This window comes from Terribacillus jepli, from assembly GCF_047228925.1.
GTDB lineage: Bacteria > Bacillota > Bacilli > Bacillales > Amphibacillaceae > Terribacillus.
Map to the genome: position 1 here is coordinate 62,982 of NZ_JBFEGH010000012.1, position 16,293 is coordinate 79,274.

At 47.1% G+C, this 16,293-nt stretch carries 16 protein-coding genes, 1 other RNA gene and 1 other annotated feature; of the genes, 2 read left to right on the top strand and 15 right to left on the bottom strand.

The annotated features are described in order from the left end of the window. Positions 1-56: 56 nt before the first annotated feature. From udk to cymR, 14 genes are all read right to left on the bottom strand, one after another. Positions 57-689, bottom strand: a complete 633-nt coding sequence (udk, locus tag AB1K91_RS13750) for a uridine kinase (RefSeq protein ID WP_413090552.1) — start codon at positions 687-689, stop codon at positions 57-59. Between the two features lie 29 nt (positions 690-718). Beyond that, positions 719-1,354, bottom strand: a complete 636-nt coding sequence (locus AB1K91_RS13755) for an O-methyltransferase (protein WP_413090554.1) — start codon at positions 1,352-1,354, stop codon at positions 719-721. A 22-nt stretch (positions 1,355-1,376) separates the two neighbouring features. Further along, positions 1,377-2,504, bottom strand: coding sequence for an endolytic transglycosylase MltG (mltG, locus tag AB1K91_RS13760; protein WP_413090555.1), 1,128 nt, complete (start codon positions 2,502-2,504; stop codon positions 1,377-1,379). 139 nt (positions 2,505-2,643) lie between these two features. Next, entirely contained in the window at positions 2,644-2,931 is a 288-nt protein-coding gene (locus AB1K91_RS13765; RefSeq protein ID WP_413090557.1) for a DUF1292 domain-containing protein, read from the bottom strand. Positions 2,932-2,945: 14 nt separating this feature from the next. After that, entirely contained in the window at positions 2,946-3,374 is a 429-nt protein-coding gene (ruvX, locus tag AB1K91_RS13770; RefSeq protein ID WP_413090559.1) for a Holliday junction resolvase RuvX, read from the bottom strand. Next, entirely contained in the window at positions 3,367-3,633 is a 267-nt protein-coding gene (locus AB1K91_RS13775) for an IreB family regulatory phosphoprotein (protein WP_413090561.1), read from the bottom strand. Before AB1K91_RS13775 ends, ruvX begins: the two co-directional genes overlap by 8 nt. 68 nt (positions 3,634-3,701) lie before the next feature. Then, complete coding sequence (gene alaS, locus AB1K91_RS13780; protein ID WP_413090563.1) at positions 3,702-6,338, bottom strand: alanine--tRNA ligase; 2,637 nt, start codon at positions 6,336-6,338, stop codon at positions 3,702-3,704. Positions 6,339-6,391: 53 nt separating this feature from the next. Continuing rightward, positions 6,392-6,604, bottom strand: a binding site (T-box leader). Between the two features lie 42 nt (positions 6,605-6,646). Then, the gene (locus AB1K91_RS13785; protein ID WP_413090565.1) at positions 6,647-7,747 is read right to left on the bottom strand and encodes an AI-2E family transporter; all 1,101 of its coding nucleotides are present in this window, start codon (positions 7,745-7,747) and stop codon (positions 6,647-6,649) included. Then, positions 7,713-7,913, bottom strand: a complete 201-nt coding sequence (locus AB1K91_RS13790) for a hypothetical protein (RefSeq protein WP_093727763.1) — start codon at positions 7,911-7,913, stop codon at positions 7,713-7,715. The genes AB1K91_RS13785 and AB1K91_RS13790 overlap by 35 nt, the downstream gene beginning before the upstream one ends. A 59-nt stretch (positions 7,914-7,972) precedes the next feature. Further along, a complete protein-coding gene (gene recD2 / locus AB1K91_RS13795) occupies positions 7,973-10,312 on the bottom strand; it encodes an SF1B family DNA helicase RecD2 (RefSeq protein ID WP_413090567.1) in 2,340 nt (779 codons plus the stop codon). Between the two features lie 13 nt (positions 10,313-10,325). Further along, entirely contained in the window at positions 10,326-11,000 is a 675-nt protein-coding gene (locus tag AB1K91_RS13800) for a tetratricopeptide repeat protein (RefSeq protein ID WP_413090569.1), read from the bottom strand. Positions 11,001-11,054: 54 nt separating this feature from the next. Further along, positions 11,055-12,167: a tRNA 2-thiouridine(34) synthase MnmA gene (gene mnmA, locus AB1K91_RS13805; protein WP_413090570.1), complete on the bottom strand. Its 1,113-nt coding sequence runs from the start codon at positions 12,165-12,167 to the stop codon at positions 11,055-11,057. 17 nt (positions 12,168-12,184) lie between these two features. Then, positions 12,185-13,321 (bottom strand): cysteine desulfurase family protein, encoded by a 1,137-nt coding sequence (locus AB1K91_RS13810; RefSeq protein WP_413090572.1) that lies wholly within the window; start codon positions 13,319-13,321, stop codon positions 12,185-12,187. 14 nt (positions 13,322-13,335) lie between these two features. Beyond that, positions 13,336-13,755, bottom strand: a complete 420-nt coding sequence (cymR, locus tag AB1K91_RS13815) for a cysteine metabolism transcriptional regulator CymR (RefSeq protein ID WP_413090574.1) — start codon at positions 13,753-13,755, stop codon at positions 13,336-13,338. A gap of 158 nt (positions 13,756-13,913) precedes the next feature. Between cymR and AB1K91_RS13820 the strand changes: the two genes are divergently transcribed. Beyond that, on the top strand, positions 13,914-15,182 hold the full coding sequence (locus AB1K91_RS13820; RefSeq protein WP_413090576.1) for a replication-associated recombination protein A: 1,269 nt from the start codon (positions 13,914-13,916) through the stop codon (positions 15,180-15,182). 105 nt (positions 15,183-15,287) lie between these two features. Beyond that, entirely contained in the window at positions 15,288-16,028 is a 741-nt protein-coding gene (locus AB1K91_RS13825; protein ID WP_413090578.1) for an RsfA family transcriptional regulator, read from the top strand. Between the two features lie 59 nt (positions 16,029-16,087). Here the strand turns inward: AB1K91_RS13825 and ssrS are convergent. Further along, positions 16,088-16,266: non-coding RNA, 6S RNA (ssrS, locus tag AB1K91_RS13830), on the bottom strand. Between the last annotated feature and the right edge of the window lie 27 nt (positions 16,267-16,293).

Below are 16,293 nucleotides of genomic sequence, written 5' to 3' on the forward strand. Positions count from 1 at the left end.
GCATATTCCATACTATGGCAGATTCCCGCTGAAAATTCAATACTTAACTGTACAAGTTACGTCGTACGGCCTGAAAGGATCGTCTCGATTTTAGCAGCCATCAAATCGATGGCTACATGGTTTTCGCCGCCTTCCGGTATGATGATATCCGCATATCGCTTTGTTGGTTCGATGAATTGCAGATGCATCGGACGAACGACGTTCACATATTGCTCGATGACGGAATCGATTGTCCGGCCGCGTTCCTTGATATCCCGCAGCAACCGGCGGATGATACGAAGATCGGCATCCGTGTCGACGAATACTTTGATATCCATCATATCGCGAAGCCGTTCGTCCTCAAGGATAAGGATGCCTTCCAGAATGATAACGTCTTTCGGTTCTACTGGTATCGTTTCCTCAGAACGCGTATGGATTTTATAATCATAGATCGGTTTTTCGATAGGCTTTTGTTCACCAAGTGCCTGCAAATGCTGCATTAGCAGCTCATTATCGAAAGCAAAAGGATGATCATAGTTTGTGTTCAGACGCTTCTCGAACGGAAGATGGGATTGATCCTTGTAATACGAGTCCTGTTCGATCACCAGAATCGTCTTATCCGTAAATCGTTTGTAGATCGATCTTGTGACAGAAGTCTTCCCTGATCCCGATCCTCCTGCAACACCAATGATGATAGGTTTCTTTGCCATTATTCCTGCTCCTCTTCCTACTAGCTCATTCATTTCTTCACACTGACGGCTACTCCATCACCCACTGGCAAAATAGTCGTATGGAATGCTTCATGGTCGAATAACCACTCGTTATACTTACGAATCTTCTTCGCAATATTCGCTTTGCGCGGCGTTGCCTCACTGTCATCCGCAACATAGCCTTTAAACAAAACATTATCGCTGACAATTACCCCGCGCTCACTCAGCATCTCGCTATATGCCTCAAAGAAACGCTGATATTGTCCTTTTGCTGCATCGATAAAAACAAAGTCATACGGAGCATGCGACAGGATTGTCTCTTCCAAATCGAATGCATCGCCTTTTAAGATCAGGATATCTCCCTCGGCGCCTTGTTCCCGGATATGCGTGACTGCTTGTTCATAACGGTTTTCATCCCGCTCGACGGTCACGATTCGGACATCGGATTTCGCGTGGCGCATCATGAGCGCGGAATAACCGATTGCTGTACCGATTTCCAATATCTTGCCCGGCTGCTGGAGTCGGATAAGCTGCATCAGAAATTGGATGCCGAGCGGCTCCATGATCGGCACATGATCTTCTGCAGCCAGCTCTTCCAATTTCCTTGCCCATTCCGGAGAAGGCTCGACATGCTCCTCTAAATATTCCACTATTGCTTGTAACATTTCATTTCCTCACTTTACTTGCTTACTCATCCAAGTGCATATGTTTTTCGATCAGTTCTTCATGCTCGTCAAAGGTCCGTGCATAATAGATTTCTCCATCATCCCCGGCAAGGAAATACAAGTAATCCGAATTTTCCGGATGTACGACTGCTTCAAGTGCATTTTCTGAGAAGTTGCTGATCGGGCCGACAGGAAGCCCTTTTATTCTGTATGTATTGTAAGGGGAATCCACTTCCAAGTCCTTGTAATACACCCGGGGCTTGTGCTCTCCCAGTGCATACAGCACAGTGGGATCTGTCTGCAGCCTCATATCATCCGACAGACGGTTATAGAAAATGCCAGCTATCATCTTGCGTTCATCCTCATTCCTTGCCTCATTTTCGACAAGTGAGGCAAACGTTAGTGCCTCGTGTACAGTCAAATCTTTCTGTTTGAATCCATCCAAATAAGGAGTGATGATCTGCTGGGACTTGTCCAGCATCAGATGGACAACCTTATCGACCGAAATTTCATCATTGGATGTAAAGTTATAAGTAGCCGCAAATAAGTAGCCTTCAAGCGGATATCGTATATCTTTATTCAGGATATCCTCCGTCAGGATATCAGGATATTCACTGATTAATTGTTTGATATAAGCTTCATCTTTCATCTTATCCAGGAAAGCCTGCTTGTCCATACCCAATGATTCAGACAGGATCACGCTGATTTCCTCGATATCAGATCCTTCCGGAATAGCAGCAGATGCAGACGGGGTATTCCCCGCCTCCGGATCGTTCAATTCATCAACGACCTGCTGCATGGACATGGATGGGGAGAGCTCGTAATTCCCCGCGCGGAAGTTGGCTTCACCAGAAAACTTCACATACAGCCTGAAAATGAAAGCATTCTTAATCAGACCTTGCTCCTCCAAGGATTGACCGATCGAAGAAGCCGTAGCTCCCATGGGAACTTCGACAACTTGTGTTGTATCATTGTCTGAATCGACAGCTTTCATACTGGCATTAACGTAGATAAAGGTCCCGAGTGCACCAATTAATAGAAGTACGATTATTACGGATATGATCATCAATACTATTTTCCGCACGACGCTTGCTTCCTCCATTCTTCTGTCCCGATTCTGTTGAAAAAGATCATCATTCGAGGCAGTCAAGCTATCTTTCCTCCTTTATCCGCCTTATTATACAACAAACGTCAAGCGGGTCACCACCCGTCCGACAATTTATGCGGATAAAGCTGCAAGAAAAAATCCTCTCTGCCTTATCGGAAAGAGAGGACTGCCTATTCCAAGATTAGATGCCGTCTTCCTCATCAGTAAGTGTATTCAGCATTTCTTCGACCATTTCCCATTCTTCCTCTGTATCGATTTGGAACAATGTCAGATCCTTGTCATCGCCTTGTTCTTCATAACGAAAGGCGAATACTTCCACTTCATCATCTGCATCCGCTTGTTCAGCCGGTACAACTGCGATATAGGAATGCCCAGTTTCATCGACGTCGAAGTTGAACAAAACCTCGAACAAATGCTCCTCCCCATTTTCATCCGGGATGATGATGCGTTCTTTTTCTTCCAATGCCATAATGGCTACACTCCTTATTGTTTCGAATCCAGATAGCCTTGCAGAATGATGACTGCTGCCATCTTATCGATTACTTTCTTGCGTTTTTTCCGGCTGAGGTCTGCTTCAAGCAGGACACGTTCCGCTGCCATCGTCGTCAAACGCTCGTCCCAAAGCACGGTTTCAATTCCAAACTCTTCTTTGATCCAATGGGAGAAAGCCTGTGATGCTTCCCCCCTCGGACCGATTGTACCATTCATGTTCTTCGGCATGCCAATGACAGCTCTTCCGACATCATGCTGCTGAATGATTTGCTGCAATTCATTCCTGGCTGTTTCATAATCCGTTTCGTTCCAATGGATCGTTGTCAGGCCCTGGGCAGTCCAGCCGAGTCCATCGCTTATTGCCACACCGATCGTTTTGGATCCGACATCCAGCCCGATCGTCTTTAGTATGTCAGTCATGATGGTTATGTTCCAAATAAAATTTTACCAGTTGTTCCACGATCTCATCCCGTTCCATCCGGCGGATGAGATTCCTGGCATCTTTATGCCGTGGAATATAAGCCGGATCCCCGGACAGCAAATATCCGACAATCTGATTGATCGGATTGTATCCTTTTTCCCGCAATGCTTCGTATACGGACATCAGTACTTCCCGGACATTCTCGTCCATCGGTTCTTCCGGAAAGTTGAATTTCATCGTTTTATCCATCGAACTCAAGTGAAGCCACCTCGCTTAAATTGCCAGTCTTTTTTTACAGTATATACTTTTCTGTCGGATTTGGAAAATCAAAGTTGTTCTTCGACATAAACTGCCGCGTAAGCGAGTGCTTGTGGCACCTGCTCCGGATTCTTACCGCCGGCTTGCGCCATATCCGGACGTCCGCCTCCGCCGCCTCCGCAGCGTTTCGCAGTTTCTTTGATCAGGTTACCTGCATGTAGACCGCGGTCGATCAGGTCCTTGGATACTCCAGCTGCCAGCTGCACCTTTCCTTCAGCTGTTGCCGCAAGCAAGATGACGCCGCTTTCGAGTTTCTGCTTCAGATCATCGACCATGCCGCGAAGCTGATTCATATCGGCAACGTCCACTTGCTCTGCCAAAACTTTTACACCCTTCACATCTTTTACATGATCAAGGATATTACCTGCTTCCAGCTGGGACAGTTTGCCGCGCAGGCTGTCGCGTTCCCGCTGTACTTCCTTCAGATCTGCAAATACTGCTTCGATTCTGGAAGGAACTTGTTCGTTCGTTGTTTTCAGTTCTGCTGCAGCTTGGGACAGGATCTGCTGCTGCTGCTTAGTGAATCGGTATGCTTCTTTGGAAGTGACTGCTTCGATACGTCGCGTACCAGCACCAATGCCGCTTTCGGAAACGATCTTGAATAGTCCGATTTCGGAAGTGTTCTTGACATGTACCCCGCCGCAGAGTTCCAAGCTGTAATCCCCGATTTGGACAACACGGACGACATCACCGTATTTTTCACCGAACAGTGCCATTGCACCCATTTCCTTCGCGTCACTCAAGCTTTGGTAAGATGTGCTGACAGCAAGCTCAGCCCAAATTTTTTCATTGACGATTTCCTCGATTTTTTCCAGTTCTTCTTTCGTCACTGCATGGAAGTGAGAGAAGTCGAAACGAAGACGCTCAGGAGCTACCAGTGATCCAGCCTGATTGACATGCGTGCCCAATACATCTTTCAATGCTTGATGCAGCAGATGCGTCGCTGTATGGTTTTTGACAATATGCTGACGTCTGCTTGTGTCGACTTTTGCATGGACGACTTCCTTCACTTGGATCTGGCCTTGTTTCACGACAGCTTGGTGAAGGTTTTGTCCTTTCGGCGCTTTTTTGACTGCTTGTACGAATACGGTTGCTGTTTCCGTCGTCACCCAGCCCGCGTCTGCTACTTGTCCGCCGCTTTCAGCGTAAAATGGCGTTTCTTCCAGGATGAATAAGATTTCGTCGCCCTCTACTGCCACATCAGCCAGCTGCTTGTCCTTGACGATCGCCAGAATCGCTGTATCTGTTTCGATACGGTCATAACCGACAAAAGTACTTTCAGCTTCCACTTCCTGCAGGACACTGTCCTGTACGTGCATGCTGTTCACTTTTTGGCGAGCTTCACGGGCACGTTCCCGCTGCTGTTTCATTTCTTCCTCGAAGCCTGCTTCATCGATCGTGAAGCCTTCTTCGCTGACGTATTCCTCTGTCAGCTCTTTCGGGAAACCATAAGTGTCATACAAACGGAATACTTCAGTACCCGGGAAGACATTGCTGCCCTTTTCCTTTTCTTCTGCTACGATCCGGTTGAGAATAGTCAGACCATCCGCAAGTGTTTCATGAAAACGTTCTTCCTCTGTCTGGATGACTGTCTCGATGAATTCACGTTTTTCAAGTATTTGCGGGTAGAAGGCATCCATGATTTCACCAACGACAGAAACAAGTTCCTTCATGAACGGTTTTTCGATTCCGATATTCTTCGCATAGCGCACAGCCCGGCGGATCAAGCGACGAAGTACATAGCCGCGGCCTTCGTTGGATGGAAGCGCACCATCACTGATTGCAAAGGAGACAGTACGGATATGATCGGCAATGACCTTGAACGCAGTATCATCTGCAGACGTATTGCCATATTTAACTTTTGCAAATTCCGCCGTCTTCTCGATGATCGGCATGAATAAGTCCGTTTCGAAGTTTGTTTTTGTATCCTGGATGACGCATACCATACGTTCCAGACCCATTCCGGTATCAATGTTCTGTTTCGGAAGTGGCGTGTATGTGTGATCTGGGTTATGGTTGAACTGACTGAATACAAGGTTCCAAATTTCCAAGTAGCGTTCGTTCTCACCGCCCGGGTAAAGCTCTGGATCAGATGGATCATTACCATATTCTTCGCCGCGGTCATAGAAAATCTCAGAGTTGGGACCACTTGGGCCTTCACCGATATCCCAGAAGTTTTCTTCTGTACGGATGATCCGCTCCTCCGGCAAACCGACAAGATCACGCCACATCTGATACGCTTCCTCGTCTTCTGGATGAACCGTCACAGATAGACGTTCCGGATCAAATCCGATCCATTTCTTATCAGTCAGGAACTCCCATGCCCATAGGATTGCTTCCTTTTTGAAATAGTCCCCGATCGAGAAGTTCCCGAGCATTTCAAAGAATGTATGATGGCGTGCAGTGAAGCCGACATTCTCAATATCATTTGTACGGATGCTTTTCTGTGCATTCACGATGCGCGGATTCCCAGGCACGACTCGTCCGTCAAAATATTTCTTCAGTGTTGCAACCCCGCTGTTGATCCATAGCAAGGTAGGATCATCGACCGGTACCAATGAAGCACTCGGCTCGACGCTGTGTCCTTTCTCCTTGAAAAAATCGAGGAACTTCTGTCTTACTTCAGCAGACGTTAATTTTTCCATAAAAAAGCCTCCTTTATTATGTAAACACACAAAAAACTCCCGTGCCTGCCATCTGCAGGGACGAGAGTATGATCGCGGTACCACCCTGATTATAAGCCCAAAAACGGCCTATCACCTTTAAGCGCAGATAACGGTGCGCAGCCGATAAGGATTAACTCAGAGCTCCGGTATAGCTTTCCATCACACTTTTATAGAGATTCTTTCAGCCAAGGAATCTCCTCTCTTGATAAAAGGACGTCATGTACTTGTACCTTCATTGCTTTTCGCTATAAATCTAAGCGTAAGTATAGAGAAAAATGAGGATTTTGTCAAACATCCGTCTCTTTTGCTGTATCCACGCAGGCTTTCAAGATTGTCAGGAGCGGGACAGCAACGATCATACCAATAATACCCCCAAGTTCACCGCCTACGAGCAAGGCGAAAATGATCAGCAGCGGATGGATATGAATGCTTTTGCCGACGATGAAAGGAGAAAGCAGGTTTCCCTCGATCAATTGGATGATAAAAACCGTGATGCCGGCAATCAAGGCTGTTTTCGGACTGATTGTAAGCCCTACTAATATAGCCGGGATAACACCGATGATCGGACCGAAATAAGGGATGATGTTAGTTGTCCCAACCAATAAAGCAAGAATCAAGGAATACGGCAGCTTAATCATTGTGAAAGCAGTCCAAGTCAATAGGCTGACAATACAGCTGACAAGCAGCACCCCTCGGATGTAGTAACCGAGATTATTATCGATTCGCAGCACTAAGCTTTTAACCTTGGCACGGTATCGGCGCGGAAGGAGCATAAGACCTGCATGACCGATTTTGTCCGTATCTTTCAGCATGTAAAAAACGATAACAGGTGTAACCACCAAAAAGATGACCACCTGCGGAAGCTTGTTCCATGTACGGAGTAAATTCTTCAAAAATGCTTCGGCTCGATGTTCCAATCCAAACAGTACTGCATCCATCTGGTCATGGACAGTCTCCGGCAGGAATGCGGTCCGTTCATACATGAACTCAACATAATGATCATAACGCTCCATCAATGCCGGCAGATTATGGCTGAATTCTTTCACCTGATTGATCAGCACCGGGAACCCTTTATACACCAAGAAACCGGACAGACCAAAAAAAAGCGTATAGATAATCAAAATCGACAGCCACCGCGGCAGACGCCACGCGGCAAGAAAATCAATCACCGGATGAAGCAAATAGGCAATCAATGCCGCGACGATGAAGGGCAGGAACAGACCGCCTAGAAACAGCAGGAATGAACGGTAAAACGGGTATAGCTTGATCAGCAGGAAACAGAGCAGCAAGGCGACGACAATCGTCACCATCCATAAGAGGACACGGTAAAGACGGGATGCCTCTTTCATTTCACTAAAATGATGCGCCGTCGCATTTCCGCTCTTCATCCGTGAACAAATCATCAAGGGAACTCAACGAGCCATCTTCTTCTACTTGGTGCAGGGAAAGCATCTCATCCTTATAAGACAATTCGATAAAACAGCCCCAGCAATAATACTGCTCTGGTCCGATTTTTCCGATATCCTTGCTGCTGCAATTCGGACATTTCAACATGTCGGATCACTCCATATCCTTTTTACATGTTAGAATGTCCAATTATTTCCTTGTATATACTACATGAAATCGTAAGGGGAAATGTCCTCCTCTTCGGCTTGGGCCTCCCGAAGCATCCGATCGATGTCATCTCCTTCTTCTTCATGGAAACCAAGATGCTCCACCAGGGAGGTATAGCGCTGGTTCGTATCCTCTGTTTGGATGCCCTGCAGAAACGCTTGTTTTTCCCCGACAAGAATCAATGAACGCTGTGCCCTCGTAATACCGGTATACAGAAGATTCTTACGGAGCATCCGGCGGTACCCCGGCACGACGGGCAGGATGACGATCGGAAATTCACTGCCTTGGGATTTATGGATCGAGATGCAATATGCATGCATCAAATTCGACAAATCCTTGCTTTCATAGACGACTTCTTTTTCATCGAAAGCAACGACAAGCTGCTCCTTTTGTTCGACATTCTCTTCTTCCCGGAACAAAGCAACCACTTCACCGATGTCGCCATTGAAGACACCTTCTTCTGGATCATTGACAAGCTGGATGACTTTATCTCCTTTACGGAAGATGACGTCTTTTGCTGCCATCTCTCGTTTTTGCTTATCCTTTGGATTGACGAGCTGCTGAAGCTGCCTGTTCAACTCGTGGATACCAGCCTGCGAGCGATACATCGGAGCAAGCAGCTGTACATCGCGCAGATCCCAGCCTTTTTCGACAGCTCGGCCGACTATCTGGGTGATGACCTCGACTACTTGATGCTCCCGGCAAGGGATGAAATTGAAATCTTTGTCCTTTTCCAGTTCATGCTGTGACAACGTCCCATTTTTGATGGCATGAGCAATTGTGATGATTTTCGACCCTTCCTTTTGGCGATAGACATCTTTCAGCATCACTCGCGGCACGGTTTCGGAACGAAGCAAATCGGATAACACTTGTCCGGGACCGACCGATGGCAGTTGATCCTCATCTCCGACTAGCAGCACTTGCATATCATCCGGAATGGCTTTGAATAACCGGTTTGCCAGCCAAATATCGACCATGGAAAATTCATCAACGATAAGCAGCTTACCAGCAAGCGGATTATCCTCGTCACGTTCGAAGGATTCGGTGCCATCCCATCCCAATAGCCGATGGATGGTGCTGGCAGGGATGCCTGTTGATTCGTTCATTCGCTTGGCGGCCCTTCCGGTTGGTGCCGTCAAGACGAAAGGATAGCTTTCATCCTTATCCTTATAGTCCTTCGGATCTAACGATAGCTCATGTATTTCGGCATACGCTTTAATGAAACCTTTGATGACCGTCGTTTTACCGGTTCCCGGTCCTCCGGTCAGGATCATCACCTTTGATTGCAATGCTTGCTCGATTGCTTCGAATTGCTCTTTTCCGTAGCTGATCGTCTCCGCTTCCTCGAGCTTCCCGATGATCTTGAGCAGTTCTGCTTGGACAATTTCCGTTTCGGTTCCATGTTCGTTCAAACGCTGCAAGTGACTGCAGAAACCCGTTTCAGCGAAGTAAAGCATCGGATGATAGACACGATCCTCTTGTTTGACGACTTTTTTCTGAGCATGCAGCACACCTAGCTGTTCCTCGATTTGATCTGCACTTATACCGAATTGGGTACTGCGCAATAGGACAGCGGCTTGTTTCAGCACTTCTTCATTCGGCAAATAGACATGACCTGCTTGCATGCTGTCTTGCAGCACCATCAGGCAGGCTGCCTGCAGCCTGCTGTCATGATCCATGGCTAGGTTATTCTGGCGGGCAGCTTCATCAGCACGATGAAATCCAAAGCCCTCGATATCGAATACATATTGATATGGATCTTTTTCCAATACTTGAATGGCCTCATCCCGATACACTTTATAGATCTTCTGGGCTAGCTTCAGACCGATGCCGTATTTGGACAGATGCACCATGACATGATCAAAGCCCTGGTGGGTGCGAAGATCATGAAGAAACCTTTCCTTCTTCTCATCATTCAACCCTTGGATACCATCCAGTAAATCCGCATTCGATAGAATATCCGCAATAGCATTCTCACCCAGCTTCGCTACAATCCGCTCCGCTATCCGTTTTCCGATACCGTAGAATAAATCACTGGATAGGTACTGAATCAGACCATCTTTCGTTTCCGGCACATAACGCTTGTATTCCGTTACCTCATACTGTTCACCGAAGCGTTTATGATTGACCATCGCACCATAAAACAAATAGGGCTCGCCCTGGTCCAGCTCCCCGATGTATCCTTTGACGACGATATCCTTCTCATCGAACGTCTCATTGGTTTCCAATACCTTGATACGGACGATGGAAAACTGTTCTTCCTCTTTGCGGAAAATCGTATGCAATAATTCACCTTTCACAAAGCCTCTAGGGCTTTCGGCAGTCTCCCCATATTCCATACGTCTGTGCTCCTTACTCTTCGTTCTCGATTTGCTCCATGATCAATTCAATCTGCGCTTTGCCATGCAAAGCCATTTCATGACCTGGCTGCGCTTCAAGTGCTTTATCCATATATTCGAGCGCTTTTTCAAACTGCTGCTGATACAAATACGCAACTCCCACATTATAAAGGGCATCGCTATGATTTGGACTCCACTCCAAGAGGTCAAGCAGCACTTTTTTCGCGGTTTCGACTTCCCCTTCGGTGGCAAGTGCCAGCCCATATTGGAAAACGATTGCCGCATCGCGACCTTCAAGCTCCGCAGCACGCTGCAAATAAGGAAGTGCCAGCTTTTCCTTCCCAGTCTGCTGTAAGGACATACCGAGCAGATAATGGACGTCTCCTTCATCCAAGCCAAGCTTCACAGCCTCCATCAGCTGCTGAATCGCTTGATCATACATTTCTCCAGTATAATACATACTCCCCAGACCGTAATAAGCTGTCGCAGCTTTCTCATCAAGCTCGATGGCGCGCTTGAAGAAACGCTCTGCTTTCTCCAGTTCGTTCATCCGCATCAGCAGATTCCCGAAATTGACGTATCCAACTGGATCGTTTGGGTTTTCTTCGATGGCTAAATTAAAGTGCTTGGCAGCTCCCTCTAAATCCTGCTTCTGCAAAGCCTCTATTCCTGACTTAATATGATCCATTGTTTCACTCCTTTATGTAAGGGAAACCCTTGCCATAAGACAAGGGTTTCTGTTTTAACCGACGTATTCAAGCTGTTGTTCGTTCTTGATGATATCATCGATTGTACCGCCGCCAAGACATACATCTTCATCATAAAAGACGACTGCTTGTCCTGGTGTGATCGCGCGCTGCGGTTCATGGAAATCGACACGTACTTTGTTATCACCGATTGGTGTGACCGTTACTTTGCTGTCTTTTTGACGGTAGCGGAATTTAGCAGTTACCGTAATCGGTTCAGTCAGTTCTTTTTCGGAAACCCAGCTCATATCTGTAGCTATCAGCGCATCGGAGTACAAACTATCATGATCGAAGCCTTGTTCGACATACAGGATGTTTTCTTTCAGGTTCTTTCCGACAACGAACCATGGTTCGCCTTCTCCGCCGATACCAAGACCTTGACGCTGTCCGATTGTATAATACATGAGACCGTCATGTTTTCCTTTTACTACGCCGTCCAATGTGGACATGACGCCAGGCTGTGCTGGCAGGTACTCGCTTAGGAAGCTCTTGAAGTTGCGCTCCCCGATGAAGCAAATACCAGTGGAATCCTTTTTCGTTGCCGTAGCAAGATTGTTTTCTGCCGCTATACGGCGTACTTCTTTCTTGTCCATTCCGCCTAGTGGGAACATAACTTTAGAAAGAGTTGATTCTGTCAGCTGGTTTAGGAAATACGTTTGATCCTTGTTTTCATCCAGACCGCGGAGCATGACTGTTTTGCCGTCACGCTCTTCGACTTGTGCATAATGGCCTGTTGCCAAATAGTCGGCTCCAAGGGACATGGCGTGGTCCATGAACGCTTTGAATTTGATTTCTTTGTTGCACATAACGTCTGGATTCGGGGTCCGTCCAGCTTTGTATTCATCCAGGAAATATGTGAATACTTTATCCCAATACTGCTTTTCGAAGTTCACCCCGTAATATGGAATGCCGATTTGATTGGCAACTTTTTTTACATCTTCGAAATCTTCTGTAGCGGTACAGAAGCCATTTTCGTCTGTATCATCCCAGTTTTTCATGAAGATGCCGACCACGTCGTACCCTTGCTGTTTCAGCAAAAGGGCAGCAACGGAAGAATCGACACCGCCGCTCATACCGACGACGACACGAATATCTTTGTTTTCTTTCATTTCTGTCACTCCTTTCCTTATGTTAGACGTTTTATAATAGCAGCGACTGTCTGGGCAGCCTCTCTTACAGATTCAACTGTATTGCCGTATCCGAAACTGAAACGGATACTGTTCGTAACACGCTCATCATCGCCGTACATCGCCTTCAAGACATGCGATGGATCAACAGAACCTGCTGTACAAGCACTGCCGCTGGATACTGTTACACCGGATAAATCGAAATTCATCAGCAGAGATTCTACATTCGTCCCTGGAAAACTGATGTTGGTTATCCCTGCGGTTCGCTGACCTGATCCGCCATTGATGGAAAAGTCGATACCAGCAAGCTTAAGCTCATCGACGAATGTATCCTGAAGCTGCTGATAAGCAGCCCTTCTTTCTTTCCGTTTTTGCATTGCCAATTCGGCTGCTTTGCCAAAGCCCACAATGGAAGCAACATTCTCTGTGCCTGCTCGGCGTTTGCGCTCCTGCTCACCGCCGAAGGTGATCGGTTTGATGCGGACACCATCCCTTACATACAAAGCACCGATCCCTTTTGGGCCGTTGATTTTATGAGCAGATACACTTAATAGATCTACACCTAGTGCATCAACATCGATTTCCTCTGTCCCATAAGCTTGAACAGCATCTGTATGGAAATAGGCAGGGTGGGCTTGCAGCAGATCGCCAATCGCTTGTATCGGCTGCATGATACCTGTTTCATTATTGATCATCATTACGGATACAAGTACCGTGTCCGGACGCAGCGCTGCCTGCAGGTCGGCCAGCTTGATTAATCCCGACTCATCTACAGGCAAGTACGTAACCTCGTAGCCCAGGCTTTCCAGATAGCTGGCTGCATGTAGTGTAGCATGATGCTCGATTGCCGTCGTAATAATATGCTTGCCTCGTTCACTGCAAGCATTCGCCACTCCGATTAGCGCCATATTATCTGCCTCGGTGCCTCCGCTCGTGAAGATGATCTGCTTATCCGTTGCACCAATGCTTGCTGCAACCTTCTCACGTGCTACATCCACGATGTGGCGTGCTTCCCTGCCGAATGCATGGACACTGGAAGGATTGCCGAATGTGCTCTCCATCACCGGGATCATCGCTTGGATGACGTCCGGATGCATCGGAGATGTTGCCGCGTGATCAAGATAGATTGGTTTCATTTTGCTTGCCTCCATTAAATATAGAACATATACGGATCTTGGCTCTGATCATCTCCATGACGGCAAAGATCCTCTAAGGTTGTCGTATCCAATACGTCCCTGACTGCATCACGGATGCGCAGCCAAAGCTGCTGCTTGGCCGGCTCCTCGTCTTCGATCCCTTCGACAGGTGTAATCGGGCCTTCGAGCGTGCGGATGATATCGCCAGCCGTAATCTCTGCTGGCGGGGATGCGAGCATATAACCGCCTTTAGCACCTCGTATACTCTTAACCAGACAAGCATTCCTTAACGGCGCAGCGAGCTGCTCCAAATAATGCTCGGACAATTTATTTTCTTTCGCAATGGTCTTCAAGGAGACTGGTCCTTCCCCATAATGCTTTCCTAATGCGATCATGATAGTCAATCCATATCGTCCTTTAGTCGATATCTTCATCTTTTAAAACTCCTCATAACTGCCTCTGTAATGTTCGGTTTCCTAAACAATAACGATTATTATAACAGAAAATATTATATCATGGATAGCAAGTGGCTTGCATTTTCCCTGATGGCTGGATACGCTAAGACAAGCAGAAACAGGATGGAGGAATTATTATGGCCAGACAACCATTAGCATACCGTATGCGGCCGAAGGATATCAGCCAGATCATCGGCCAAAAACATCTCGTCGGAGAAGGTAAAATGATCCGCCGGATGGTGGAGGCAGACAGATTGAGCTCGATGATCCTTTATGGACCGCCGGGAACAGGCAAAACGTCGATGGCCACAGCACTTGCCTCCAGCGTCCAGATTCGGTACAAACTCCTTAATGCAGTGGTGGATAAGAAAAAAGATATGGAGATTGCTGTGGAAGAAGCGAAGATGAGTGGTCAGCTTGTCCTTATATTGGATGAAGTCCACCGCCTCGACAAAGCAAAGCAGGACTTCCTCCTGCCACATGTCGAGAGTAATTTGATTACTTTGATCGGCTGTACGACAAGCAATCCCTACCATTCTATAAATCCGGCAATCCGGAGCCGATGTCATTTATTCGAACTTCACAGCCTGGAATCATCGGACGTTAAAGAAGCACTGCAGCGTGCTGTGCACGATCCTGACCAAGGATTGGGCAGCATGCAGCTCGACATCACGAAAGAGGCATTGGATCATTTCGCTAATGCATCAGGCGGAGATTTGCGGGCAGCGCTGAACGGTTTGGAACTTGCTGCTTACTCCACGCCTGCGCAGGATGATATTGTCCAAATTGATTTGAAAGTAGCAGAAGCTTGCATGCAGAAAAAGAGCTTTTCCCATGATAAAGATGGAGATGCCCATTATGATGTGCTCAGTGCATTCCAGAAGTCGATACGCGGCAGCGACGTGAATGCAGCTCTTCATTACCTGGCCCGTCTGATCGAAGCCGGCGACCTTGATAGCATCGGCCGTCGGATGATCGTGTGCGCCTATGAAGATATCGGACTAGCTAATCCGCAAGCTGGGCCGCGGACATTAGCTGCCGTGGAAGCTGCTGAGCGTGTCGGCTTTCCTGAAGCACGCATTCCTTTGGCCAATGCAATCGTTGAGCTGTGTTTATCGCCGAAATCGAACAGCGCATATAAAGGAATCAATGCTGCACTGTCGGATATTCGTTCCGGCAAGGTCGGTGAAGTACCCGCTCATTTGAAGGATGCCCATTATCAAGGTGCAAAGCATCTAGGAAGAGGCATCGGCTACCAATACCCTCACGATTATCCAGGCGGGTGGGTGAAACAGCAGTACTTGCCCGACTTATTGAAGAACAGACAGTATTATGAGCCGGTCGACACCGGAAAATTTGAACAAGCACTCAAACAAGTCTATGAACGCGTAACGAAAAGAAAATAAGTTTACATGTATAGACATAACATTCCACGGCAACACTGGGGCTAACAGTTTTTATCACTTTCTATGTTTGTAGATTAACAGATAAGAAATGGAGTGTTAGTCCAAATGGTTAAAGTAAGACAAGACGCATGGAGTCATGAAGACGACTTATTGCTGGCTGAGACCGTCCTTCGGCATATACGGGAAGGCAGTACACAGCTGAAAGCTTTTGATGAAGTCGGTGACAAATTGAACCGCACATCAGCAGCTTGCGGCTTCCGTTGGAATGCTGAAATCCGCAGCCGTTACGAACAGGCTGTCGCGATTGCCAAACGCCAGCGCAAAGAGAAAAAGCGGGCAGAACAAAGAGCTCAAAAACCGGCTGCTGCACAAGTACAGCTTTCTGCACCAGTAAGGAACGTTACGGAAAGACAACAGGCTTTTCCAATTACAATGGATGAAGAAACCGCTCGATTCGAAGCGGAAATCGCACAAGAAACCTTCATTGTTGGTGAACATACCAAAACAGAAACAGACGTAAGCAAGCAAGCGGATGAGCTGAACCTATCCCAAGTAATCAATTACTTGCAAGCATTGGAACAAGGTTATCAAACTAGTGAAACAAGCCGGCAAACCATTCATCATCTGGAAGCCGAGAGCCATAATCTTCGTCAAGAAAATGAGCAGCTTAAGGATGAATGCGAGAGCCTGAAAAATCAGCTGAAGACAATGAAAGAAGATTATCAATTGCTCATCCAAATCATGGACCGGGCACGGAAGATGGTTATTTTTGACGATAAAGATGCCTTCGCATCCCCTGCATTCCGAATGGACAAAAACGGCAACTTGGAACAAGTCGCTAAATAAAGAAGCAGCACATACCCTTTGAAAGGTGTGTGCTGCTTTGTTGTTGTTGACGTAAAAATAGCAATCCCGATCATGCCGTCCTATTGAAGTTTTGAACCCGCTCTCGGCAGGTGGGTGCCCTGATTCACACTTTATGCGTCCACTCCATGGAGGCTTGCATGCTGCGCGAAGACGATCGAGCTCCCGTACTTCATCGCGTTCGGTCAAAACAGATGAAGAACGTACACATCAGGATTGCTATTTGATTATGGAACTATCTTAGCAT